We start from the raw sequence: 25,143 nt of genomic DNA on the forward strand, positions 1-25,143 counted from the left end.
CACCGCGCCGATGCCTAGGCTGGACGGGTGAACATCGAACTGTTGTGGGTGATCGTCGCGCTGCTGCTCCTGGGAATCCTGATGAGCACCGGCTGGGGTTCGAGCACCCGATCGCTCGAGCGCAGGCTGGGCCGGGTGGAGCGCAAGCTGGATCTGGTGCTCGGCCATCTCGGCGTCCGGGAGCCGGACGGCGCTCTCGTCGCGGAACTGGAGCCGTTGCTGCGGCAGGGCAAGAAGATCGCCGCGGTCAAACGCTACCGGGAAGTCACCGCGGCCGGTTTGAAGGAAGCCAAAGACGCGGTGGACCGGATGAGCGACAGCATCCGGTGAGCCGCCGCCGGACCTAGCGCGCGGCGTCCGTGGTGAGCTGCCGGTACCAGTCGTCGTAGGGATGGTTGGTCGCCGGGTAGTTGACCAGCGGATCGGTGGCCAGCCCGGCGTTGTCGAAGTCCCAGCCGCGGACCACGTGTCCGCTCTTGCGCGCAGCGACCAAAAACGCTGAATCCTTCGCCGGAGCACCGTAGAACAGCCCGTCCTTCAGTTCAGCCGGATCGCCCTGCTGGTATTCGTCGAACGCGACCTGCTGGTACTGCACGCGGCCGCCGGTGACGAGATCCGTGGAGTACCGCAGGGTTTGCACCGGCGTGGACCCGTCGGCGCCGGTGGCGACGGAGATTCGCCCCGCGTTTGCCTTGTCGTAACGCGGATCGGACGTCTTCGCGTTTCCGGTCCAGGTCACTGCCTCGCCGGAGAGCGTGCCGCGCCACTGCCAGTTCTGGTCGCTCGACTGGCTGCGGTGGATTTCGCGGAGCCCGGAACTGGTGAACGCGACCGTCGGCAGCACGCCGTTGTCGTACTGATGGCTTGCCGACCAGGCGATTTCGCCATCCGCGCCCCACTGTCCGGTGCGGTACCAGAGCGTGGCGGCGCTCGGCGACTGGTGCACCTCGACGATCCGGCCGGAGTCGTCGAGGGCGACCGCCGGGGTCTGGCCGCTGTCGTAACGGCCGTGGCGCTGCCAGGCGACGCGTCCGTCGGCGCCGAGCTGCCCGGTCCAGTACCAGAGCGCGCCGCCGCCGGAGTCGTGCACCTCCACGACCTGGCCGCGGCTGTTGACCGCGACCGCCGGGTGGTACCCGACGTCCCGGCGGTACGCGGCGCGTGTGCCGCCGTCGCCCGACAGCAGCGGGAGGACCTTGCCGCGCAGGGAATCCGTGGTCGCGCCGGTGCGGTAGGCGGCGGGGGAGAGCAGCCGCGGCCCGAACGCGGCGCTCAGCTCGGCGTTGACCGCGGCCAGGTTTCCGGCGGCGAACGAGTCGTTGTCGGCGAGGTCGTCCTTCAGATCGAGCATGACGACGATCGGCGCCGCGTCCGGGTGCGCGGCCGACCAGGTGTTCACCGCGGCGAGCCAGTCGCGGAGGCTGTCGGACGCGGGGTTGCCCGCGTGGTCGACCAGGTCGCCGGGCGAGCTGTGGCCGATTCCGTAGTCGTGGCGGGTGGCGTAACCGTTGTCGTGGATGTCGAATTCGATGAACCGGACACCGTGGTCGAGCTGGTAGGGGATGGACCCCTTCGCTCCGTCGACGTTGCCGGAGTAGCTGTTGTGCGTCGCGGCGAAGACGGTGCCGGAGAAGGGCTGCGCGGCGTTCGCGGGCGCGACGCCGAGCGCGGTGACGGCAGCGGCAGCGAGCGCGATGGTGCGGAATCGGTGCATTCGGACCCCCAGGTCGGCTGGACAACCGGCGAAATACTGGCGATCTTGGCAGAGATTCATGGCATGTTCTCCTGATGCGGGAAAACGACGAGGAAACGTTCGCCGGGCACGTCGCCGAGCTGCTGTCCGGTTTGCCCGGAGTCGAGGCGGTGGCACTGGGCGGTTCGCGGGCGCGCGGCACCCACCGTCCGGACAGCGACTGGGACTACGCGGTGTACTACCGGGGCGCGTTCGACCCGGACGACCTGCGCGCGCTCAACCTGCCGGGCGAGGTCTCCGGGCTGGGGGAGTGGGGCGGCGGGGTCTTCAACGGCGGTGCGTGGCTGACCGTCGAGGGACAGCCGGTGGACGTGCACTACCGGGATCTGGACGTGGTCGAGCACGAGCTGGCCGAGGCGGAGAAGGGCCGGTTCCATTGGGAGCCGCTGGCGTTCCACCTGGCCGGGATCCCGAGTTACCTGGTGGTGGCGGAGCTGGCGGTGAACCGGGTGCTGCGCGGGGAGCTGCCGCGGCCGGAGTATCCGGAGCTGTTGCGGGAGAACGCGCCCAGGTTCTGGCGCTCTTCGGCGGCGCGGACGATGCACTACGCGAAGTCGGCGTATGTGCGGCACGGGCGGGTGGCGGAGAGCGCGGCTTCGGCCGGGGTGGCGGCGATGCAGGCCGGGCACGCGGTGCTGGCCGCGCGGGGGGAGTGGGTGACGAACGAGAAAACCCTGCTGGAACGGGCGGGGTTGCGCGGGCTGGACGACGTGGTGGCGGGGATGGGGCACGATCTGCCGGGGGCGTTCGCCATGGCGTGCGCGCTGATCGGCCGGGCGGCCGGATCCGAGTAACCCGGAATCTCCGACGGCGCAACGGTTTCCGCTCGTCAAACCTCATCGGAGGGCACGGATCCGTTTCATTTCGCCGGTTTCGGGTATATGACCTCGGCACGGCTGTGGCCGCCGCGCCGTGGCGAGCCGCACGTGCTGAACGGAGGAACGCCCTATGCCACAGTCCGAGCCGGTCGCGAAGGATCCGGACAAGGGATACGTAGCGCTGCTCGGCTGGTCGCTCAACGCGGTCGAGGCGCTCGACCGGTTCGACCGGCGCTACGTCGTGGTCGCCCCGGATTGGGCGGAGAAGTACTGCGTCGAGCACGACATCCCTTACGTGTCGTGGAACTTCGAGCGGCTCAACGACCGGTCGATGGAGATCGCCGAGATGCTGCACGAGGAAGGCGTCGACGTCGCCATCCCGCTGTTCGAGGAGACCGTCGAGTGGGCCGGGGCGATCAACTCGGTGCTGATGGACAACCCGCGCCTGTTCGGCCAGGCGATGCTGCTGCGGGACAAGGCGCTGATGAAGCGGCGCGCGCAGCTCGGCGGCATCCGGGTCGGGATCTTCGAGGAGGCGCACGACCGCGACGACGTCGTCCGGTTCCTCAAGCGGGTCAACCAGACGCTGCTCAAGCTCGACGGCGACCCGAACGATCCCATCCACCTCAAGGCGTTCGACAAGGCCGGCTGCCTCGGCCACCGCGTCATCCGCACCCCGGACGAGATCGACTCGATCCCGGACGAGGAGTTCCCGGTCCTGATGGAATCGCATCTCGACGGCTGGGAGTTCGCCGTCGAGGCGTGGATCCACGGCGGCAAGGTCAAGTTCCTGAACATCTCGGAGTACGTCACGCTCGGGTACTCGGTGTTCGTCCCGGCCACCCCCGAACTGGAGCGGTACCGGCCGCAGATCACCGCGCAGATCGAAAAGCTCGTCAAGACCTTCGACATCGAGTTCGGCTTTGTGCACCCGGAGTATTTCGTCACCAGCGACGGCGAGATGTACTTCGGCGAGGTCGCCTACCGCCCGCCGGGCTTCAAGGTCTTCGAACTGCTCGAACGGGCCTACGGCTTCAACGCCTACCAGGCGCTGGTGCTGTCCTTCGACCCGAAGACGACCGAGGAGGAGATCGACGCGTTCTTCCCGAGGGAGGTCGTGGACGCGAACGGGGTCGCCGGCTGCTTCGGCGTCTATCCTCGACGCCGGGTGGTCAGCGAACTTCAGATCCCGCAGCAGACCGAGGACGACGACTACTACGAGTCACACGACCTGAGCGCGCCGCTGGAAGAGACGGTGACGAAGAGGACCGCGTTCGGCACGCACTGGGGTCTGCTGTACTTCTTCGGGGACGACCCCTACCGGATGCGTGACCTGCTGAAGGAACAGGAACAACTGGATTTCTACGTCTGAGCACGGACGTGTCCGCCACCCCGACCGAAGGACGCACTTGCAGCCGAACGCCGACGTCACAGGCGCGACCACGACGCTGGCCAAACGCGTGGCCTCGCTAGACGATGCCGTCCGGGCCATGGCCGAAGCCCGCGACTTCGGCAAGCACGCGAAGCTGCGGCGGGTGCTGGAGGCGCTGCGACGGGTGCTGCTCCAGCCGGACGGCGCGGCCGCGGTCCGGGCCAGGGCACGGGCGCTGGAGGAGGCCGGGGTCTTCCAGGGCACCGACTGGGACTCCCCGGAGATCCTGATCCCCGCGCTGGTCGGCCCCGGTCTGCACAGCGGGAACTCCGACACCGTGGTGATCGAGGCGACCAGCGAACTGCGGATGCTCGCGGTCGCGTGCGGCGACTACGAGCATCCGACGCTGCCCGCCGACGACGCCCGCGAGTTCCTGTCGCAGGTGCTCGGGGCGAACCTGGAGCTGCTGTTCACGCCGCCCAGCGAGGCCGAGCGGACGAGGCAGGGCCGCACCGCGCAGCTGATCCGGGACCTCCTGCGGTACCTCGCCGACCAGATCGGCTACGACAGCATCCTGGACAAGGTGGTCGAGGAGATCTGGCGGATCCTGCGCCAGCGCCCGATCCAGGTCGACCAGGTCAAATCGCTGATCACCCGGATCTCGATCTACCGCGGCGACCCGGACGTCGACCTGGGCGGTTCGTCGGTGCAGGGGCTGGACCGGCTGATCACCAGCCTGTTCGGGACCACCGAGGCCTGCCGCGAGGACCCGGGCGTCGACGTCTTCCGGGCCCGGCTCGAGGCGATGGACCCGGCGAGCCTGCAGTACGAGGCGGCCGGGTTCGCCCGGGCCATGCACGACACCGGCCTGGTGTCGCCGTACCACGCCGAATTGCTGCGGTACCTCGCGCACGAGAGCGACTACCTCCTCGGCGAGGCGCTCGGCCTGTCCGACGTGGGCCGGAACTGCCTCATGCGCTACCACGACCTGGTCCACCGGCTGATCGAAGAGGCCGTGCATCCGCAGACCGCGCAGTGCGTCTACGGGCTGGCGCTGCTGCTCGACCGCGGCATCCTGTACGAACCGCCGGTCGTGCCCGCGCTGTGGCGGCAGCTGGCGCTGGAGCTGTCCACCGCCTCCCGGGAACGGCTCGCGCTCGTGTTCGGCGACCAGCCGCGGCCCGAGGCGCGGCTGCTCGCGGGCGTGCTGTCGATGCTGGGCCAGCCGCTCGGCGTCGGGCAGGGCGACAACCCGACCTGCCAGTCGGCGCGGGCGCTGTCGATGTGGGCCTACAACGACCCGGACTACCTGCTGCAGGTCGTGGTCTGGGCGGCCCGCGACGACGAGGTCGTCATGCACTTCGAAGGACAGCCGGTCTCGTCGAAGGAGGTCGGCGCCGGGCTGTCCGCCCAGTTGCCCGTCGACCTGGACCCGGTGTCGTCGCTCGTCGTGCCCCATCTCGACCGGATCTACGCCGAGATGGGCCGCCGCTGCGCCGACCGGCCGGGCGACCCGCACCGCTGGGTCAACCCCGAGTTCCACGGCTGGTGGGCCTCGCGGGGTTTCCGGATCAACGTGGACGTCGCCACCGGGAAGCTGATCGACCTCGACGATTTCCTGCGGCAGTTCCACGCGAGCTACCACCCGTCCTACAACGGCGAGCAGCCGCTGATCCACCCGCAGCCGGCCGGGATCGCGGTCACCGACAGCGCCGCCCGCTACGTCGGCTGGCACGCGATCACGATCCTGCGCACCGCCCCGGATCCCGACGACGTCATGCGGGTGTACTTCTACAACCCGAACAACGACAGCGGCCAGGACTGGGGCGACGGCGTCGTGGTCTCCACCGCGGGCAACGGCGAGCGGTTCGGCGAGGCCTCGCTGCCGTTCGACCAGTTCGCGTCCCGGCTCTACATCTTCCACGTCGACCCGAACGAGCACGGCGAGCCGGAGAAGGTGCCCGCCGAGGACGTCGCGCGGATCATCGGCTACCTCGAGCGGAGCTGGGGCGCGGACCGGCTGCCTGCCGGAACGTTGCAGGCGGTGCCGCCGGTCGCCATGGCCGAACCCGAACAGCCGTGAGGGGGAACCCTGAGGGAATCAGATTCCCTGAGAGGGTGTTTCGAAACCCGGTGGCGTGGTCGGGCGTTAGCTGTGATACCGGGGCGGCGTGGCGTTTATCGGGCGGTTGTGTGCAAGCTGCCGTGTAACACACGGATTCAGCGACTGACCACGCGGGTTTCGAAACACTCTCTCAGGGTTCCCCTCACGACCGGCTCGCACGCGGAGCGTGCGGTCTCGGGTTGGAGGGCGAATTCCGTTCCGAGCGGCGGCAGTTCCGCTCCGGCCTGCAGCGCTGCGGCGTGTTCCGGGCCAGTGGGGTCCATGACGGGGTTCGTGTTGTTCAGGTGTGTGTGGGCCCAGCGGGTGGTGCCTGGGTGGTTGGTGAGTGTCGGCAGCGTCGTGGTGATCGGCGTGTGGCCCATCGCCTGCCGGTCGCGGTCGTGAATTCGCTGCCGTGGTAGAAGGTGCCGTCCAGCAGGACGAGGCTCGCGCCGCCCGCGAACTCGTCGAAGGCGGCGGCCAGGTGCGCAGGCAAGGCGCGTGGACGAGCGTGCTGCCGGGGGTCGTGGATGGGGAGGGAAGTGATCACCAGGCCGTCGAGGGTGGTTTCGGTGGAGGGGTGCCAGGTCCAGTCGTGGTACTCGCCGATGATGGAGCGGGCGGGGAAGTGGTCGGTCAGCGCGTGCAGAGCGGCAGCCGGGGCGTGGACGGTGAGCGCCGTCGCCTCGCGGAGCATGAGCAGGCCGAGGGTGTGGTCCAGTTCGGCGTCGGTGAGCAGGGACGTCTCTGGTGGAACGGATGGCTGCCCCCATGCCGGTGCGCGAGGCCCTGGTGAATTCCACCCGGCTCATCGGGTGCACAGTGGACATTCGCGTACTCCGGGATTCTCGCTCAGCGGTACCGTTTTCGGGAACGGACGGGACCGCGGCGGACCGGCCCGGTCCGGCGGGTCATTCCTCGGCGTTTCGTACTCGACGAAGCCGGGCACGGTCCAGATCTCGACGGGTTCGGGCATGGGGAACTCGCTTTCCTCGGGTGGCGCACCGGTGAGCGGGGCAGTCTTCCCGCCCCGACCGCCGTGACCCTCAACGCGCAAAGGCGGCCGGTCGCCAGAGGCGCGCCGAGTTCCCGCTCAGTTTGTAAAGATTCCTTCCGATGGCGCAGCGAGTGATCGCCCCGGGGAGCCGGACGCCGGTTGTCCGCCCGACAGAAACCTTGCGGGGGTGCGGAAACCTCCGGACGCCGCTTGACATCGGGACCGCGGGCGGCCGAATAATAGGGTTCAGGCGCGGTTGACAACGATGTCAGAGGCTATGGGGGCGACGTGACCCAGGTGAATCGCAGGCGGTTTCTGTCCGGCGGTATTGCGGTCGCGGGCGGTGGTGTGCTCGGTGCGTTCGGGGTTTCCGGCGCCGCCGAGGCAGCCCCCGGCGCACGTCCGACTCAGGTCGGCGGCGGCGAGATCGGCAGCGGCTGGACCTTTGTCGCGGCCGACGGCACGGCTGCGGACGGGAGTGTGCTGGCCAGCGCGGAGAACGTCGCTGGGCTCAAGCCCGCCGTGGTCCCGGGGACGTCGCTGACGAGCATGATCGCCAACGGCGAGTATCCCGATCCGTTGTACGGCCACATCGTGACGGACACCGTTCCGGACAGCCTCAAGGACACCGGCTACTGGTACCGGGTCGCGTTCCGGGTGCCGAGGCTGGTTCCGGGGCAGCGGTTCTGGCTGCAGTTCGACGGGATCAACTACCTCGGGACCGTGTGGCTCAACGGGACCAGGGCCGGCACGGTCGAGGGCGCGTTCAAGCGCGCGGTCTTCGAGGTCACCGACATCGTGGCCAAGGCGGACGGGGTGGCTTGGCTGGCGGTGCTGGTCGGGAAACTCGATTACACCGATCCGCCCGCGTTGCCGAGTTACGCCAGCGGGGTGACGCGGGGCGGGCGCAACGGCGGTCCGACCGGGATCACGCTGAAGAACGGGCCGACGTTCTTCTGCACCGCTGGGTGGGACTGGCTGCCTACCGTTCCGGACCGGGATCTGGGGATCTGGCAGCCGGTCACCTGGCGTACCACGGGGCCGGTCCGGGTGGCTGACGTGCAGGTCACTTCGACGCTGTCGCAGGATTTGCGGACCGCCGAGGTCTCGGTCACGCTCGCCCTGGACAGTGCTGCCGCGGAATCCGTCGTGGTGACGGGGTCCCTCGACGGGCGGCCGTTCCGGCGGACGGTCGGTGTTCCCGCTGGGGTGTCGTCGGTGAAGTTGACGTCGAAGGAGATCGCCTGTCTGCGGGTGGACCGGCCGAAGCTGTGGTGGCCCAACGGGTATGGGGAGCCGTACCGGTATCGGCTGGCTGTCGGGGCCGGGACCGGCGGCCAGGTCCACGACGAGCGGACGGTGGACTTCGGGATCCGGCGGATCGAGTACACGACGCCGATGCGGTCGCCGTCCGGGGCGGTGAGCCAGTGCCTGGCCATTACCGTCAACAATCAGCCGATTCTGGTGATGGGCGGGAACTGGGGGCTGGACGAGGCGCTGAAGCGGATTCCCCGGGAGCGGTTGCGGGCGCAGGTCCGGTTGCATCGGGACGCCAATCTCAATGTGATCCGCAATTGGAACGGGCAGAGCAGTACCGAGGACTTCTTCGCCGCCTGCGACGAGTACGGCATCCTGGTCTGGCAGGACTTCTTCTGCTCGACCGAAGGACCGCCCGCGGAGAACATCGCGCGGGATCTCGCCAACATCCGCGATTGCATCGTGCGGTTCCGCAATCATCCGTCGATCTTGCTGTGGTGCGGCGGGAACGAGGGGCCGCCGCCGCAGCCGTTGATCGACGGGCTGGACGCGCTGGTCGCCGAACTGGATCCGCAGCGGGTGGTGCTGACCAGTTCCGCCGGGGACACCGGGGCGAATCCGGTCGACGGGTACCGGTCCGGCGGGCCGTATCACTGGGTGCCGCCCGCTCAGCATTTCTCTCTGAATGACGGTACGCAGTGGCCGCCGTTCCATAACGAGGTCGGATCCTATTCGATTCCTACGCTGGAGTTCATGCGGAAGATGCTTCCGGAGGCTTCGTGGGAGCGGCCGGATGATTTCTGGGCTGATCGGGACGTGAACGGCAACGGCGGCAACGGGGGTGGTGCGGGGTATCTTCGGCTGACGGGCGAGCGGTACGGCGAGGTGCGGAATCTCGCGGATTTCGCACGTAAGTCGCAGTTGATGAATTACGAGTGCATCAGGGCGATTTACGAGGCTCCGGCGGCTCATATGCGGAGTGCGGGGCCTTATCCGCGCACGGGGGTCATCATGTGGATGACCAATCCCGCGCAGCCTAGTTTTGTGTGGCAGATGTACAGCCATGATTTGGAGGCGCATTCGTCGTTCTACGCGGTTCAGCATGCTTGCCGGCGGGTGAATGTGGTGCTGGATGCGCGGAGTTTCGAGGTGATTGTGGCGAATCATTCGCGGGCGATGGTGCGGGGGAGCGTTGAAGCCGCGTTCTACGGGCTGGACGGTGCGGAATTCGCCAGTGCCTCGATGCGGGTGGGCGGAGTGCCCGGTTCTGATCGTGCTGTGGCCGGGAGTGTCGCTTCGCAGGTCGGTGGCGCGCCGTCGGAGATCGCTTTTGTCCGGCTGGTGCTCAGGGATTCGCGTGGCTCGGAGGTGGTGCGGAGTTTTTACTGGGTGGAGAGTCCTGGCCGGGAGGCTGGGTTCTCCGGTTTGGACGGGATGCCCGGGGCGGCCGTTTCGGTGATCGCCGGAGTTTCGCGGGGGCGGGACGGGGCCGAGGTGGCGGTGGACGTGCGGAATATCGGCGAGTCCGTGGCGTTGATGCTGCACTTGCAGGTGTATGACGTGCGGACGGGGGAGCGGGTTCTCCCTGCGACGTTCAGTGACAATTATCTGAATCTGGTCGGCGGGGAAGGGACGAGTGTCCGGGTTCGGCTGGACGAGGGGCAGGTTCGGCGGCATCCGCGGGTCGGGGTTCGGGTGGATGGGTGGAAGCTTGATCAGGGGGCGTCCCGGGTGCGGGGGCGGGGGGTGGAGGTGACGTTCAATCGGGACGCGCTGGATGTGCGTCCGGTGGTTCGGACGTTTGGGGGGTGAGGGGTGGCTCGTCGCCTGGGGGCGACATCGCTTGTGGGGGTTGCGTGGGGCACCCCGAAGCTTGAGTGTGCTGACGGTTCGGGGGTGCTTGTCAAGGCGGGAAAGATGCCTTGACAAGCACCCCCGAACCGCAGGGAGGCTTCGTATCGGGGTTGGGGGAGGGCTGGGCGCCTCGATGGGTGGGTGCGTTGGCTGCGGTGGGTGTGCGGGGGTTCTCGTGCGCGGAGCGTGCTGGTGGCGGTGGGGATTCGCGGGGTGCGGGTGGCGCCCCGATGCGACATTGGGGCGCATCGCGGGCTGCGGCGGACCGGTGGAGGGTCGTGAGGGAATCAGAGTCAATGAGGGTGGCCCTCACGGACCTCGGGCGGGGGCGGGGCGGTGGGTGATCGTCCAGTGTGGACGGTCGGAGGGAGGGCGGGTTGCCGTGTTCGCGGGACTGGCGGATGATGGGCGGCCAGTCCCCGTCCTGTTCCACCGCAGCCCCGGAGGCACGCGATCGCCGGCAACGCCGCCGAACCCGGGCGCACGGTCCTGAGCCGCGCGTTCGCGGTGCTGGATTCCTTCCTGTCCGGCCGGCCCGAGCAGACTCACGGCGAGATCACCCGGGCGACCGGGCTCGCGCCTGCCACGGTGCATCGGCTGCTGGCCGAACTGACCGGCTGGGGCGCGTTGGAGCGCACCGGCAGAGGCCGGTACCGGATCGGGCTCCGGCTGTGGCAGCTCGGGGCGCAGGCGCCGGGCGGGCGCGAGCTGCGGGACGTCGCGTTGCCGTTTCTGCAGGATCTGCTGCAGGTGACGCACGAGGTCGTCCACCTGGTCGTGCTGGACGGGGACCGGGCGCTGTATCTGGAAAAGCTTGAGGCGCATCCGGATGTCGTGGTGACCTCGCGGGTCGGACTGCGGCTTCCGCTGCACGCGGCGGGACCGGGCAAGGTGCTGCTCGCGCACGCGCCGCCGGAATGCCTTGAGAAGATTCTGTCCGGCGGGCTGGAGCGCAGGGCCAGCGGGACGATCACGGATCCCGCGCGGCTGCGGCAGGTGCTGGCGGAGGTCCGGCTGCAAGGGTTCTGCATCTCCCGCAACGAGATGACCGAGGGCGCGTCGTCGGTCGCGGCTCCGGTGCGCGGGCCCGGCGATCAGGTCGTGGCGGCGATTTCCGTGGTGGTGCCCAGTTGCACGCCGAATCTGTCTCCGCTCGTGCCGGTGGTGCGGATGGCCGCGCTGGGGGTCACGCGGGCATTGCAAGGCTGAGGAACTTTTCCGCTGAGTGGAAGAGGGGCTGGGCGGCCGGGGATCGGGCAGGGAGACTCCGGACCGCCCGTTGCCGCGCTGCCGAGGAGAAGTCCGTGAGTCCTGCCCCGACCGTTCGCGACGCCGCGTTCGACGTGCTGCGCCGGTTCGGCGCCACGACGGTGTTCGCCAATCCAGGGTCGACCGAGATCGCGCTGCTCACCGACCTGCCCGACGACCTCGAGTTCGTGCTGGCGCTGCACGAGGGTTCGGTGGTCGGCATGGCGACCGGCTGGGCACTCGCGAACGACCGGCCCGCGGTCGCGATCCTGCACACCACCGCGGGGCTCGGGAACGCGGTCGGCGCGCTCGCGACCGCGCGGGTGAACCGCGCGCCGCTGGTCGTCCTCGTCGGGCAGCAGGACCGCCGCCACCTCGCGCTGGAGCCGTTCCTCACCGGCCACCGGCTCGACGACCTCGCCCGGCCCACGCCGGTGTGGATCGCGGAACCGCCGCGTCCGCAGGACGTTCCGGGCGCGCTCGCCCGCGCCTGGCACGAGGCCCGCGAACACCGCGGCCCGGCGCTGGTGATCGTGCCGATGGACGACTGGTCGGAGCCGGCGGCCACGGACGAGCCGCTGCCCGCCCCGGCCGCGCTGCTCCGCGCGAACGCCGCCGAGCCCGCGGTGCTGGTCGAGCTGGCGAAATTCCTGGGCACGGCAAGCAATCCGGTGCTGGTGGTGGGCGCCGGGGCCGACGACGCCGAATCGTGGCGCGGGCTGACCGCGCTGGCCGAGACGCTCGCGTGCCCGGTGTGGCAGGAGGCGTTCGGCGCCCGCGCCGGATTCCCGCAGGACCACCCGCAGTTCGCCGGACATCTGCCGCCGGGCCGGGAAGAGCTGCGGAAAGCGTTGTCCGGGCACGACGCGGTGCTCTCGGTCGGCGCACCGGTTTTCCGCCAGTACCCGCGGGAACCTGGGCAGCTGACCGAGCCCGGCACGCGCGTCGCGGTGGTCACCGACGATCCGGACGAGGCGCACCGCAGCCCGGCCGATCTCGCGGTGCTGGCGAAGCCGTCGGCGGTGTGCGGTCCGCTGGCGGAGCTGATTCCGGCGCTGGAGCCGGGCGGGGGAAAGATCGGCCGGACGGTCGAGTTGCCCGCGGCGCCGGAGGAGGGCGCGCCGCTCGGGCCGGAGCATGTGTTCGGTCTGCTCGCGCGCCAGCTGCCCAAGGACACGGTGCTGGTCGAGGAATCGCCGTCGAGCCGCCCGTTGCTGCACGCGCTCGTGCCGGCGCGCGAACCGCTCGGGTTCCTCAGCGCGGCCATGGGCGGGCTGGGCTTCGGCATTCCGGCGGCGATCGGGTTGCGGATGGGCGGGCTCAAACGTCCGGTGGTGGCGGTGATCGGGGACGGCTCGTCGCTGTACTCGATCCAGTCGCTGTGGAGCGCCGCGCATTACAGCGTCGGCGTCCTCGTGATCGTGTTGTCCAACGGCGGCTACGCGATCATGGACAAACTCGCCGTGCGGCACGGCGAACGCACGGCCATGGGCGGGAAAGCGCCGTGGCCCGGATTCGACGAGGTCAGCGTGAGCGGGCTCGCGAAATCGCTCGGCTGCCCGGCGCGGCGCGCGGAAACCTACGAAGAACTGGAGTCGGTGTTGAACGAAGTGCTGCCGACGTTGGCCGCGCGCACGGAGCCGCTGGTGCTGGAAGTGGCGGTGAGGGCATGACGCTGCTCGGAACCGGATGGCAGGGCCGGATCTTCTCCGGCGGCTGGATCCCCGGCGCGGGCGGAGAATACGACGCGGTCGAGCCTGCCACTGGGGCGACGCTCGCTCGGGTCGGCGCGGCGGCTCCGGAAGATGTCGCCAGTGCGGCCGCCGCTGCGCAGGAAGCGCAGCGGGCGTGGGCCGCTCTGCCCTACGACCAGCGGGCGCGGGTGTTGCGTCGCGCGGCGCGGCTTTTCGAGGACCACGGCGACGAGATCGACGAGTGGCTCATCCGGGAATCCGGTGCTACGCGGGGGTTCGCGCAGTTCCAGACCCGCGCGGTCGCGGCCGAGGAATGCCACGAAGCCGCGGCGCTCGCCGCCCATCCGTACGGGGAACTGTTGCGTTCCAGCCAGCCCCGGCTGTCGATGGCGCGCCGGGTTCCGGCCGGGGTGGTCGGGGTGATCTCGCCGTTCAACGCCCCGGTGATCCTCTCCATCCGCGCGATCGCGCCCGCCTTGGCGCTCGGCAACGCTGTTCTGGCGAAGCCCGACCCGCGCACGGCGGTGTGCGGCGGTGTCGTGCTGGCCAGGATCTTCGAGGAAGCCGGTCTGCCCGAAGGACTGTTCCACCTCTTGCCCGGCGGCGCGGAGGTCGGTGCGGCGCTGGTCGAGGACCCGCTGGTGCGCGTCATCGCGTTCACCGGTTCGACGAACGCGGGCCGCGCAATCGCCGCCGCGGCGGGGGAGCGGCTCAAGCGCGTGCATCTCGAACTCGGCGGCAACTCGGCGCTGGTCGTGCTCGCCGACGCGGACGTCGAGCAGGCCGCGTCGGTCGGCGCGTTCGGTTCGTTCAACCACTCCGGGCAGATCTGCATGGCGACCGGACGGCACCTGGTCGCGGCCGAAATCGCCGACGACTACGCGGCCGCGCTCGCCGAGCACGCGGCCAAGCTGACCGTCGGCGACCCGGCGAACGGCGACGTCGCGCTCGGCCCGCTGATCGACGCGGGACAGCGCGACCGGGTCCACTCGGTGGTCACCGGCAGCGCGGAGGCCGGCGCGAAGATCGCCACCGGCGGCACCTACGAGGACCTGTTCTACCGCCCGACCGTGCTCACCGACGTCCCGCTCGCCGCGCCCGCCTACGCCCAGGAGGTGTTCGGCCCGGTCGCGCCGGTCGTGCCGTTCTCCACAGTGGACGAAGCGGTGCGCCTGGCCGCTGGTACCGAGTACGGGCTGTCGCTGGGCATCCTGACCCGGGACGCCGCGCGGGGGCTGGCGCTGGCCGAGCGGATCCCGTCCGGTCTGGTGCACATCAACGACCAGACGGTGAACGACGAAGCCCTCGCGCCGTTCGGCGGGGTGGGGGATTCGGGAACCGGCTCCCGGCACGGCGGCGCGCAGGCCAACCTGGAGGCGTTCACCGAAACCCAGTGGGTCACCGTACGCGGGGACCTTCCGCAGTACCCGTTCTGAAAGCAATTCGGCCAGGTCCCCTCCGACGACGCAGGTGATGACATGACGGTCTCGACTGATCCCCGGGCGCGCCACGCCCGCTGGGTGGCCCCGCTGTGCTGGACGGCGGTGGCGCTCGAAGGGTTCGACCTGGTGGTGCTGGGCGTCGTGCTGCCCGCGCTGCTCAAGGACAAAGCGTGGGGGCTCGACCCCAACACGGCGTCGCTGATCTCCGCGGTCGGGCTGCTCGGCGTGGCGGTCGGCGCGTTCGCGATCGGCCCGCTCAGCGACCTGTTCGGCCGGCGCGGGATGATGCTGCTGACCGTGGCCAGCTTCTCGGTCTGCACGCTGCTGTGCGCGTTCGCGAACGGGCCGTGGCTGTTCGGCGTGCTGCGGTTCCTGGCCGGGCTTGGGCTCGGCGGCGTGCTCCCGACGGCGTTGGCGCTGATCACCGAGTACGCGCGGATCGGCCGCGGCGGCAGCGCGACCACCGTGCTGATGACCGGCTACCACGTCGGCGCGGTGCTCACCGCGCTGCTGGGAATCCTGGTGCTGCAACGGTTCGGCTGGCAGTGGATGTTCGTCATCGGGGCCGCGCCCGCGCTGATCCTGGTGCCGCTCATGCTGAAGTTCCTGCCCGAGTCGAAGGCGCTGGAACGGGCGAAGGAAGCGCGGCGGAACCGCAACCCGCTCGGTGTCCTGTTCCGGCACGGCTACGGCCGCGCGACGATCGCGTTCTGGGTGACGTCGTTCATGGGGCTGCTGCTGGTGTACGGCCTGAACACCTGGCTGCCGCAGATCATGCGCGCGGCGGGCTACGAACTCGGCGCGGCGCTGGCGCTGCTGCTGGTGCTGAACGTCGGCGCGGTCCTCGGCCTGCTGGTCGGCGGCCGGGTCGCGGACAAGATCGGCTACCGCCGTTCCACCATCCTGTGGTTCGCCGCGGCGGCGGTGTTCCTGGCGCTGCTGAGCATCAAGCTGCCCGGGGCGAGCGTGTACGCCGGCGTGCTGCTGGCGGGGATCTTCACCTTCAGTTCGCAGGTGCTGGTTTACGTGTACATCGCCCGCGTGTACCCCGCCGAGGCACGCGGCACCGGGCTGGGCGCGGCGAGCGGGATCGGCCGGTTCGGCGCGATGTCCGGGCCGCTGGTGACCGGGCTGCTGCTGTCGGCGGGGCTGGCGTATCCGTGGGGGTTCTATCTGTTCGCGGTGGTGGCGGTGATCGGGGCGCTCGCGATCGCGGCGGTGAACCGGGATCCGGCTCCGGACGCTCCGGCGGACAGCCCGGTGCCGGACGCGGTTCCGGCCCCGGAGAGCTGAGTCATTCGGCGGTCGTCTGGGCGATCCGGTCGCTGTCGGTGTCGTAGTCGAACAGTTCCGCGTACCGGCCCCAGTCGATCGCCGTGTCCAGCTGCTGGCGGGCGTCGGTGGTGGAGAAGCCGCGGCGGAGGAGGTCGAGGAAGAACTCCGCGCGCAGCGTGCCGTCCGAGCTGGCGGTGAGCGCGTTGACGATCGTGCGCACCAGCGGCGCCCGGTCGCGGACCTGACCGGCGAAGATCTTCTTGCTGGTCTGGATGTCCGCGGTGGTGAAGGCGGTGCCGACCGGGGTCAGGTGCAGGTCGCCGCCCGCCACGAAGAGAAGATCCAGCAGGGCGGCGGCGTCCACGAGCGGCAGCAGGTCGTCGACCTCGAAACTCAGCTCGGCGGCGAGATCCGGCAGGTCGGCGTGCCCGCCGCGGGCGTAGACGAGTTCGACCAGCCCGGCGAGCCCGCCGACCGACGCGGGCGGCAGCGGCCGGGCGGTGGGCGTGGCCTGCGCGGGTTCGACGGCGGCCGGGTCGCGTCCGGTCAGCAGGTCGTAGAGGCGATCGACCAGCGCGGCGAACGCGGGGGATGTGCGGTCGCGCGGCCGGGCGAGATCGACCTCCACTTCCGCGCGCAGGTTTCCGGGGTTGGAACCGAGGACCAGCACCCGGTCGGCGAGCAGCACGGCCTCCTCGATGTTGTGCGTGACGATGCAGACCGCCTTGGTCGGGAAATCTTCGCGCTGCCACAGGCTCATCAGCTCGGTGCGGAGGTTTTCCGCGGTCAGCACGTCGAGCGCGGAGAACGGTTCGTCCATCAGCAGGACGTCCGGTTCGAGCACGAGCGCGCGGGCGAAACCGACGCGCTGCCGCATCCCGCCGGAGAGTTCCTTGGGATAAGCGGATTCGAAGCCGTCGAGACCGATGAGGTCGATCGCTTGCAACGCACGGTCCCGGCGGGCTCTCGGCGGGATCCCGCGCGCGGCGAGGCCGAGTTCGACGTTGTCCTGCACGGTCAGCCACGGCATCAGGGCGAAGGTCTGGAACACCATCGCGGTGCCCGGGTTGGCCCCGTCGAGTTCGTCGCCGCGGTAGCGCACGATGCCGCGGGTCGGGCCGATCAGCCCGGCGATCGTGCGCAGCAGCGTCGACTTCCCGCTGCCGGACCGGCCGAGCAACGCGACGATCTCGCCGGCGCGCAGGTCGAGGGTGATGTCGTCGAGGACGCGCAGTTCGTCGCCCGCCGAACCGGGGAAGCTTTTGCTGACCTGCTCGACGGACACGAGGACTTCGGACATGAGAATACCTTTCAGGACAGGGAGAACCGGCGTTCGGCGAGGCGGTACAGCCGCCGCCAGAAGAGCCGGTTGAGACCGACGACGTACAGGCTCATCACCGCGACGCCGAGCAGGATCCGCCCGGAATCGCCGGAGCCGGTCGCGTCGGCGATGTAGGCGCCGAGGCCGGTCGCGGTGAGCGTGACCCCGTTGTAGGACACGATTTCCGCGACGATGGAGGCGTTCCACGCGCCGCCCGCCGCGGTGATCCCGCCGGTGACGTAGCCCGGGAAAATGGCGGGCAGCACGAGGCGGCGCCACCACAGCGCGCGCGGCAGCCGCAGGTTCGCGGCGGCCTCGCGCAGGTCGTGCGGGATGGCCGAGGCCCCCGCGATGACGTTGAACAGGATGTACCACTGCGCGCCGAGACTCATCAGCAGGATGCCGCCCCAGTCCAGGGAAATCCCGGTCGCCACGAGCACGGCGGTGATCAGCGGGAACAGGAAGTTCGCCGGGAACGACGCGAGCACCTGCACGACCGGCTGGGCGAGCCGCGACACCCGCGGGTTCATCCCGATCCACACGCCGATCGGCACCCACACTAGTGTCCCGGCGACCACCAGCGTCACCACCCGCGCGAACGTGATCAGGCCGAGCAGCAGCACGTGGCCGATCTCGCCGTATCCGGTGGTCTCGCCGATGAACAGCACCATGCGCACGGCACCGCAGAGGATCAGCCCGAAGACGACGACACTGAACACGATGTCCGCGGCGCGCCGGCGGGCGGGGGAGAACCGCAGCGGGTACTCGGCGAGCCCGAACACCGCCAGCGCCCGGTCGAGCGGGAACACCAGCTTGCCGAGCACCCGGCCGAGCAGCGCCGGGATCCGCGAGCGGCGCAGCAGATCGAGCACCAGGCTGCGGGGTGCTTCGGCGGCTTCGGAGTTCTCGATGCGGAACCGCTCCGACCACGCGGTGAGCGGACGCCAGAACAGCACATTCACTCCGACGACCAGGACCACCATCACGCCGACAGCCAGCAGCACCTTGCCGAGGTCGCCCTCTTCGGAAGCTGCCGCGACGTACGCGCCGATGCCGGGCAGCGCGAACTTCTGGTTGTTGACGCTGAGCGCTTCGGAGGCGGTGAGGAAGAACCAGCCGCCGCCGAAGCTCATCATCCCGTTCCAGACCAGCGGGATCATGCCGCTCGGCACGTCGACGCGCCAGAATCGCTGCCAGCGGGACAGCCGCAGCAACCGCGACGCCTCGTCGAGATCGCGCGGTTGCGACACCAGCGAGTGGTGGAACGCGAACGTCATGTTCCACGCCTGCGAGGTGAAGATCGCGAAGATCGACGCGCATTCCAGGCCGAGTTGCGAGCCGGGGAACAGCGCGATGAACCCGGTGATCGTCACCGACAGGAAGCCGAGCACCGGCACCGACTGGAGGATGTCGAGCGCGGGCAAGAGGATCTTTTCGGTGCGCCGCAGCCGGGCCGCCGCAGTCGCGTAGACGAAGGTGAACCCGACCGACAGCACGAGCGCGACGAACATCCGCAGCAGCGAGCGTCCGGCGTAGTAGGGGAGTTCGGCCGGATCAGTGGACACTGTGGACGGTGCGGTCGCCGGAGTCCACGCCGTGGCGGTGCCGTGCGCGAGCCGCACGATCAGCCACAACGCCGCGGCGGCGCCGAGGAACACCGCCACGTCGGCGGCCGTGCGGCGGGGCCGGACGAGCGCGCCGCGGGTGGGGAAGGTGGGAAGCATGGTCTAGTTCTCGCTGTCTCGCTCGGAGTAAGAGAGTTCGGCCTGCCAGCGCACGCTGGTCACCGACGGCTCCATGGACAGCCGGCTCACCGCCGACTCCATCTGCTTGTCGTCGCGCTGGTCGGCGCACAGTTCGGCGCGGACCTGCACCTGCCCGTCAGTGTCGGTATTGGTGCTGGTGACCGATTGCAGGGCGAAATCGGTACGCGCCAGCGCCTGCACGAGCAACGCGCGCACGTGTGCTTCGGAATCGTCCTTGGTCACCGCCAGGAAGGTGTAGGAGGTCGGGGTTTCGCGGCCGGTCGCCGGACGGCGGTCGACCGCCCGGCCGAGCGGCCGCAGCGCGATGTTCACCGCCATCACCACGGCAGTGCCCGCGCCCGCGGCCGTGTACAGCCCGGCTCCGGCGAGCGCGCCCACCGCGGCGGAACACCACAGCGTCGCTGCCGTGTTGAGCCCGCGCACGGTCAGTCCTTCGCGCAGAATCACGCCCGCGCCGAGGAAACCGATTCCGGAAACAATTTGCGCGGCGACCCGGGTGGGGTCGGCGCTCGCTCCGCTGAAACCGTGCGCGGACAGCAGCACGAACAGCGTCGACCCGGCCGCGACCAGCGCGTTCGTGCGCAGTCCTGCCATCCGGGCGCGGTATTGGCGTTCAAATCCGATCACCGTGCCGAGGCCCACTCCGGCGCCAAGGCGCAGCAACATCTCCGCAGTCGTCATCTGCGCTCCCACTGATTGGTGCGAAAAATTCAGAAATAGTCGGGAAAAGCCGGAAAAAGGACGGTTACCACCACGCCCGCCGGCGTGCGTAGCCGCGTTTCGCTATGTGGGCCGCCAGCGCGTACCCGGCCAGCACGAGCACCAGCCACAGCAGGTAGCCGGCGGGCAGCGCCTGCATCCGCAACGGTCCGGCGAGCGGCGACAGCGGCACCAGCAAACCGACGAGCGCGGCGGCTGCCGTGGCCAGCACGACCGGGCGGCTGGCGCGCGGGGAAGTGCCGCGCCCGCGCAGCACGAGCACGACCAGCAGCTGCGAGAGCAGACCCTCGACGAACCAGCCGGTCTGGAACAGCAACGGGTCCGCGCCCGCACCGAAGACGTGCCACAGCACAGCGAACGTCGCGAGGTCGAACAGCGACGACAACGGGCCGAAGACGAGCATGAAACCGGTCAGCCCGCGGGCGTCCCAGCGGCGCGGACGGCTGAGGTATTCGTCGTCCACCCGATCCCACGCCAGCGCGAGCTGGGCCAGGTCGTAGAGCAGGTTCGACACCACGAGCTGGATCGGCAGGATGGGCAGGAACGGCAGAAACGCGCTGGCCGCGAGCACCGACAGCACGTTGCCGAAGTTCGACGCGGCGGTGATGCTGACATACTTCAGCGTGTTGCCGAGCGCCCGCCGTCCTTCGGCCACGCCGCGAGCGAGCACGCCCAGGTCGCGGTCCAGCAGCACCAGGTCCGCCGCCTCCTTCGCCGCGTCGGTGGCGGTGTCCGGAGCGATCCCGACGTCGGCGGTGCGCAGCGCGGTGACGTCGTTGACGCCGTCGCCGACAAAGCCGACCGCACAGCCGTTCTCGCGCAACGCGGTGACCACGCGGGCCTTGTGCGCCGGTGTGAGCTTCGCGAAGACGGTGGTGTCCTTGACGATCTCGCGCAATTCAGCGTCGTCCGCCGCTTCGACCCGGCGGCCGAGCACGACCTCGCCGACCGGGATGCCCGCCGAATCCGCGACGCGCGCGGCGACATGCCGGTTGTCGCCGGTCAGCACTTTCAGCGCGACGCCTTGCTCGCCAAGGGCTTTCGCCGCGTTGACGACGCCGTCGCGGACCGGGTCGACGAATCCCACGAAACCGACGAGGATCATCTCGTTCTCGTCAGTTTCGTCGAATCCGCCGAGCCCGGCGCTGACTTCCCGGGCGGCTACCGCGAGCACCCGCATGCCGTGCTCGGCGTACGCGCGCACCAGTTCTTCCGCGCCGATCCGGGCCGCGTCGTCGAATTCGGTGACGACGCCGTCGCGGCGCGCGTGGCCGCAGCGCGGCAGGATCTCGTCCGGGTCGCCCTTGCTGATCAGCAGGTGTTCGCTCCCGCGCCGGACCACGACGCTGGCCCGGCGGCGCGCGTGGTCGAAACCGATCTCGGCGACGCCGGTGAACAGCGCGTCGGCGACCAGGTCGTCCTCGCCGTCGAACAGGGTCTCGATCGCCTCGTCCAGCCGGTCGTGCCGGTCGGTCTGGAACCGCACCGCCAGCCCGGCGTATTCGGCTGCTTCGCCGTCCGGGCTGCCGGAGTAGTCGACGCTGTGCGCGTAGGCGATCCGGTCCTCGGTGAGCGTGCCGGTCTTGTCGACGCACAGCACGTCCATCGCGGCGAGGTCCTGAATGGCGTTGAGCCGCTTGACAATCACCTGCCGCCGGGACAGCGCGGCCGCGCCCCGGGCGAGGTTCGTGGTGACGATGACCGGCAGCATTTCCGGCGTGAGACCGACCGCGACGGCGACCGCGAACATCCCGGCTTGCGCCCAGTCTCCGGTGACCGTGCCGTTGACGACGAGCACGATCGGGACCATCACCAGCATGAACCGCACGAGCGTCCAGCCGACGCGGCGTACCCCGGCGTCGAAGCTGGATTCCGCGCGCGGCTCGGCGGATTGCTTGGCCAGCGCGCCGAAGTAGGTCTCGCTGCCGGTCGCGGCTACTACCGCGGTAGCCGTTCCGCCGACCACCGAGGTCCCCGCGAAGCCGAGCGCGGGCGTCTCGACGAGTTCGTGCTCCTCGTGCTTGCCGGGCTGGGGCGCGCGCTTCGCGACCGGCAATGCCTCGCCCGACAGCGCGGACTGGTCGACCACGAAGTCTTTCGCGGCGACAATGCGCACATCAGCCGGGATCACGTCGCCGGGTCCGAGCAGCACGACGTCGCCGGGCACGAGGTCTGCCGTGGGCACTTCACGCTCGCTGCCGGGAAACTCCGCCGCCGCGCGCCGACGCACGGTGACAGTGGTGGTGATCTGGTCGCGGACCGCGCTGATCGCGCGCTCGGACCGGGATTGCTGCCAGAAGCGGAGGCCGATGCTGAGCGCGACCATCACGCCGACGGTCACCGCGCCGCGAATGTCGCCGACGCCGGCGAAGACCACGCCGAGCGCGGTCAGCAACGCGACGAACGGGCTTCGCGCGGCGGCCCAGACGCGGACGGGCGCACGGTCCGTTCCGTCGATGCGGTTGTCGCCGAAGCGGCGCAACCGTTCGGCCGCTTCGTTCTCGGTGAGGCCTTTGGGCGAGCTGCCGAGATTCCGGAAGAGAGTGAGCACCGGCGCGTCGCCGTGGGCGCGCAGGGCGGGAAAGCGGGTCATGGTCGTCCCCTCGAGGTCTGCTGGGCGGCAGCGGACCGCGCGGGGGCCCCGGCCCTACCTGGCGGCCCGGCTTCCCGCGCGGTCGCGGCACCTACTTCCTTCGCCGGTCACCCGGCTCACCTCCTCCGCAAGACTCATCGACCGGCGGTTCGCGCCGGCCGGGGACCAGTAGAGCGCAGATCACGGAAACAGTCAAACACTTGTGCAACTGATGGGGGCTAAGTCACCCTGGAGGCCCACCCGAGAGGATGTCCGTCGTGTCCACCCCACCCCAGCCCCCGCCGGAACCGCTCCCCGCCGACCTGCTGCAGGACGCGGCCGCGACGTTCGGCCTGCTGTCCGCGACCGTGCGGCTGCACCTGCTCTGGCTGCTGTCGCACGGGGAGCGCGACGTCGGCACGCTCGCCGAGGAGACCGGCCAGACCGTGCCGACCGCCAGCCACCACCTGGGCAAACTGAAACTCGCCGGGCTGGTGCGCGCCCGTCGCGAGGGAAAACGGCAGGTGTACGTGCTCGACGATCCGCACGTGCGCCACATCGTCCAGCTGGCGGTGCAGCATCACCAGGAACTGACCGGCGAGGTCGGGCGGCGCAGCAAGGGCGCTTGATCTCGGCCTCGTGGCGCGACGCGGAGGGGGTGTGGATCGTAGGCTCGCGGTCATGGCCGAGCTGAACTTCTACTTCGATCCGGTGTGCCCGTTCGCGTGGATGACCGGCAAGTGGGTCCGCCAGGTGGCCCGCCAGCGCTCGTACGAGGTGGACTGGCGGTTCATCTCGCTGCGGCTGCTGAACGCGCATCTGGACTACTCGGCGCACTTCCCGCCGGAGTACGACGCTTCGCACACGTCCGGACTCCGGCTGCTGCGCGTGGCGGCCGCGGTGCGCGCCTCACACGGCCGGGAGGCGGTCGGCCCGCTGTACGAGGCGCTGGGGGAGCAGAACTTCGAGAGCGCTCTGGTCGAGGACACTGCCGAGGCTCGGGCCGCGCAGGGCACTCGCTCGGCTGCTGCGACGGCGCTTTCGCGCGCCGGCCTTCCGGCGGACCTTGCCGACGCGGTCGACGATGCTCAGCGGGACGCGGAGATCCAGCGGGAGACTGATGAAGCCCTTTCGCTGACCGGCAAGGACGTCGGGACGCCGATCCTGCACTTCCAGCCGCCGGAGGGGGTCGCGTTCTTCGGCCCGGTGATCAGCCGGCTGCCCTCGGACGAGGAGGCGGTGGAGCTGTGGGATCACGTGGCGGGGTTGGCCGCGTTCCCGGGATTCGCCGAGCTGAAGCGGAGTGTGCGGGAGATGCCGCAGTTGCCGTCGTTCGGGGTCGGGGCGGGGGAGACCGGGCGGGAACAGGATTGGCACGGCGGGAGCCGGCGGCTGAAGAAGTAGGAGTCGGGCAGAGCCGCGTCATGGATCCCGATCGGCCGCCCGAGGCCACCAAGTGGACGATCCACGGCGAACGCGTAGTCGACGACACGCGACGCTTGCGGCTCAGCGTCGCCTCGGTCGAATTGCCGGATGGCGTGACCTTCGAGCAGTACGTCGTGCGGATGCCGAAGGCCGCGATGATGGTGGTCCTCGACGATTCCGGCAGGTCGGTGCTGATGCTGTGGCGGCATCGCTGGATCTTCGACCGGTGGGTGTGGGAACTGCCCGGGGGATACGTCGACCCGGACGAGAACCCGGCGATCACGGCGGCGCGCGAGGTCGAAGAGGAGACGGGGTGGCGGCACCGCACCAGCGAGCCGTTGGCTTCGCTTCAGCCGAACGTCGGCATCGCGGACAACGAAAACCTGCTTTTCCTGTCCAGGGGCGCGGAGTACATCGGCGGCGAGACCGACATCAACGAGGCGGAGCGGGTGGCGTGGGTGCCGTTGCCGGCTGTGCGCGAGCGGATCGCGAGAGGCGAGATTCTCGGCGCTTCGTCGCTGGTCGGTCTGCTTCATGTGATCGCGTTTCCACCGGACCCGCGCTGAAACGGAGGAACTGCTCCGGCCGCGTGGTCGTCGCATCTGGTCGCGGCGACTGTCGACTTCGTTACACCGTCGGAGAATTTCGTCCCCCGAACGCGCGAACCTGACACACTGGGAGTTGACGACGACTCCGGGAGTGTCCATGTCGCGCGACAGCTATCGGACAGTTCGCACACCGGACGGCCTCGATCTGGCCGGCACCCTGACCGAGCCGGACGGCAGAGCCCGCCGGGCGGTGCTGCTCGTGCAAGGGGCGAGCGTCACCCGTGAGGAAGGCGGCTTCTTCACCCGGCTCGCCGCAGGCCTGGCCGAGGCCGACATCGCCTCGCTGAGAGCCGACCTGCCCGGTCACGGCGAAAGCGAAGGCCGTCAGGAGGATCTGACGCTTTTCGCGCTGCTCAACGTGATCCGAGCCGGCATCGAGCAGCTGTCCGGCGCTGTCCCGGGCGTGCGCACGTCGCTCGCGGCGGCCAGTTTCTCCGGCGGCGTCGCGGCGTACTACGCGGCCAAGCGACCGGCGGACGTCGAGCGGCTTGTCCTGTTCAACCCCCTCATCGACTACCGCGGGCGGTTCATCGAAGAGAAGTCCGCGTGGTCGCCGGAGGGCTACCTCGACGACGAGGGCGCCGCCGACCTCAAGCGCCAGGGCTATCTCGGCCACGGGCCGGGCTTCCGGCTCGGCCGGGCGCTGCTCAACGAGGCGTTCTGGTTCGAGGCCCGCGAAAACCTGCCGCACATCGCCGCGCCGACGCTTGTCGTGCACGGCAGCGCGGACACGTTCGTCCCCGTCGAGTCGTCGCAGGCGGCTGATCGGGAGCTCGTCTGCGAACACCGGCTGCTTCAGCTCGACGGCGCACAGCACGGTTTCGCGGTTCACGACGATCCCGAGTACGCCGATCCGCGGACGCGAGCATGGCAACAGCAGGTGATCCGCGAGGTCCGGGAATGGCTTCGATAACGGG

The 25,143-nt window shown here is 69.9% G+C and carries 19 protein-coding genes; 13 read left to right on the forward strand and 6 right to left on the reverse strand.

The window, feature by feature from the left end; translation table 11 throughout:
- Positions 1 to 27 precede the first annotated feature (27 nt).
- Positions 28 to 330, forward strand: a complete 303-nt coding sequence (locus BM362_RS28365) for a ribosomal protein L7/L12 (protein ID WP_198545269.1) — start codon at positions 28 to 30, stop codon at positions 328 to 330.
- Positions 331 to 343: 13 nt separating this feature from the next.
- On the opposite strand, the gene BM362_RS28370 is transcribed toward BM362_RS28365, so the two are convergent.
- Complete coding sequence (locus BM362_RS28370) at positions 344 to 1,714, reverse strand: PI-PLC domain-containing protein (protein WP_067579834.1); 1,371 nt, start codon at positions 1,712 to 1,714, stop codon at positions 344 to 346.
- A 74-nt stretch (positions 1,715 to 1,788) separates the two neighbouring features.
- Here BM362_RS28370 and BM362_RS28375 point away from each other — a divergent pair, with 74 nt between their 5' ends.
- The 3 genes from BM362_RS28375 to BM362_RS28385 all read left to right on the forward strand — a co-directional run bounded on the left by BM362_RS28375 (position 1,789) and on the right by BM362_RS28385 (position 6,026).
- Complete coding sequence (locus BM362_RS28375) at positions 1,789 to 2,547, forward strand: nucleotidyltransferase domain-containing protein (RefSeq protein WP_067579832.1); 759 nt, start codon at positions 1,789 to 1,791, stop codon at positions 2,545 to 2,547.
- Positions 2,548 to 2,701: 154 nt separating this feature from the next.
- A complete protein-coding gene (locus tag BM362_RS28380; RefSeq protein ID WP_067579830.1) occupies positions 2,702 to 3,943 on the forward strand; it encodes an ATP-grasp domain-containing protein in 1,242 nt (413 codons plus the stop codon).
- Between the two features lie 37 nt (positions 3,944 to 3,980).
- A complete protein-coding gene (locus BM362_RS28385) occupies positions 3,981 to 6,026 on the forward strand; it encodes a hypothetical protein (RefSeq protein ID WP_093575189.1) in 2,046 nt (681 codons plus the stop codon).
- A gap of 322 nt (positions 6,027 to 6,348) precedes the next feature.
- Here the strand turns inward: BM362_RS28385 and BM362_RS28390 are convergent, their stop codons facing one another.
- Complete coding sequence (locus BM362_RS28390; protein WP_244287313.1) at positions 6,349 to 6,744, reverse strand: MBL fold metallo-hydrolase; 396 nt, start codon at positions 6,742 to 6,744, stop codon at positions 6,349 to 6,351.
- 588 nt (positions 6,745 to 7,332) lie between these two features.
- On the opposite strand from BM362_RS28390, the gene BM362_RS28395 reads away from it, so the two are divergent.
- The 5 genes from BM362_RS28395 to BM362_RS28415 all read left to right on the forward strand — a co-directional run bounded on the left by BM362_RS28395 (position 7,333) and on the right by BM362_RS28415 (position 15,832).
- Entirely contained in the window at positions 7,333 to 10,113 is a 2,781-nt protein-coding gene (locus tag BM362_RS28395) for a glycoside hydrolase family 2 protein (protein ID WP_093575190.1), read from the forward strand.
- 549 nt (positions 10,114 to 10,662) lie between these two features.
- The gene (locus tag BM362_RS28400) at positions 10,663 to 11,364 is read left to right on the forward strand and encodes an IclR family transcriptional regulator (protein ID WP_232791589.1); all 702 of its coding nucleotides are present in this window, start codon (positions 10,663 to 10,665) and stop codon (positions 11,362 to 11,364) included.
- Between the two features lie 95 nt (positions 11,365 to 11,459).
- Entirely contained in the window at positions 11,460 to 13,076 is a 1,617-nt protein-coding gene (locus BM362_RS50040) for a thiamine pyrophosphate-dependent enzyme (RefSeq protein WP_093575192.1), read from the forward strand.
- Complete coding sequence (locus BM362_RS28410) at positions 13,073 to 14,533, forward strand: aldehyde dehydrogenase family protein (protein ID WP_093575193.1); 1,461 nt, start codon at positions 13,073 to 13,075, stop codon at positions 14,531 to 14,533. Before BM362_RS50040 ends, BM362_RS28410 begins: the two co-directional genes overlap by 4 nt.
- A 42-nt stretch (positions 14,534 to 14,575) precedes the next feature.
- Entirely contained in the window at positions 14,576 to 15,832 is a 1,257-nt protein-coding gene (locus tag BM362_RS28415) for an MFS transporter (RefSeq protein WP_093575194.1), read from the forward strand.
- A 1-nt stretch (position 15,833) separates the two neighbouring features.
- Here the strand turns inward: BM362_RS28415 and BM362_RS28420 are convergent, their stop codons facing one another.
- The 4 genes from BM362_RS28420 to mgtA form a co-directional block, all read right to left on the reverse strand.
- Positions 15,834 to 17,114 (reverse strand): ABC transporter ATP-binding protein, encoded by a 1,281-nt coding sequence (locus tag BM362_RS28420; protein ID WP_093575195.1) that lies wholly within the window; start codon positions 17,112 to 17,114, stop codon positions 15,834 to 15,836.
- An 11-nt stretch (positions 17,115 to 17,125) separates the two neighbouring features.
- Complete coding sequence (locus tag BM362_RS28425) at positions 17,126 to 18,859, reverse strand: ABC transporter permease (protein ID WP_067579813.1); 1,734 nt, start codon at positions 18,857 to 18,859, stop codon at positions 17,126 to 17,128.
- A gap of 3 nt (positions 18,860 to 18,862) precedes the next feature.
- Positions 18,863 to 19,582, reverse strand: a complete 720-nt coding sequence (locus BM362_RS28430) for an MgtC/SapB family protein (RefSeq protein ID WP_093575196.1) — start codon at positions 19,580 to 19,582, stop codon at positions 18,863 to 18,865.
- Between the two features lie 64 nt (positions 19,583 to 19,646).
- On the reverse strand, positions 19,647 to 22,214 hold the full coding sequence (gene mgtA / locus BM362_RS28435) for a magnesium-translocating P-type ATPase (RefSeq protein ID WP_093575197.1): 2,568 nt from the start codon (positions 22,212 to 22,214) through the stop codon (positions 19,647 to 19,649).
- 248 nt (positions 22,215 to 22,462) lie between these two features.
- On the opposite strand from mgtA, the gene BM362_RS28440 reads away from it, so the two are divergent.
- The 4 genes from BM362_RS28440 (at position 22,463) to BM362_RS28455 (ending at position 25,139) form a co-directional block, all read left to right on the forward strand.
- Positions 22,463 to 22,822: an ArsR/SmtB family transcription factor gene (locus tag BM362_RS28440; RefSeq protein WP_093575198.1), complete on the forward strand. Its 360-nt coding sequence runs from the start codon at positions 22,463 to 22,465 to the stop codon at positions 22,820 to 22,822.
- Positions 22,823 to 22,874: 52 nt separating this feature from the next.
- Positions 22,875 to 23,597, forward strand: coding sequence for a DsbA family protein (locus BM362_RS28445; protein ID WP_093575199.1), 723 nt, complete (start codon positions 22,875 to 22,877; stop codon positions 23,595 to 23,597).
- A 20-nt stretch (positions 23,598 to 23,617) separates the two neighbouring features.
- The gene (locus BM362_RS28450; protein ID WP_093575200.1) at positions 23,618 to 24,184 is read left to right on the forward strand and encodes an NUDIX domain-containing protein; all 567 of its coding nucleotides are present in this window, start codon (positions 23,618 to 23,620) and stop codon (positions 24,182 to 24,184) included.
- Between the two features lie 139 nt (positions 24,185 to 24,323).
- Complete coding sequence (locus BM362_RS28455; protein WP_067579801.1) at positions 24,324 to 25,139, forward strand: alpha/beta hydrolase; 816 nt, start codon at positions 24,324 to 24,326, stop codon at positions 25,137 to 25,139.
- Positions 25,140 to 25,143: the final 4 nt, after the last annotated feature.

It is taken from the genome of Amycolatopsis rubida (genome assembly GCF_900115345.1).
Taxonomy (GTDB): domain Bacteria; phylum Actinomycetota; class Actinomycetes; order Mycobacteriales; family Pseudonocardiaceae; genus Amycolatopsis; species Amycolatopsis rubida.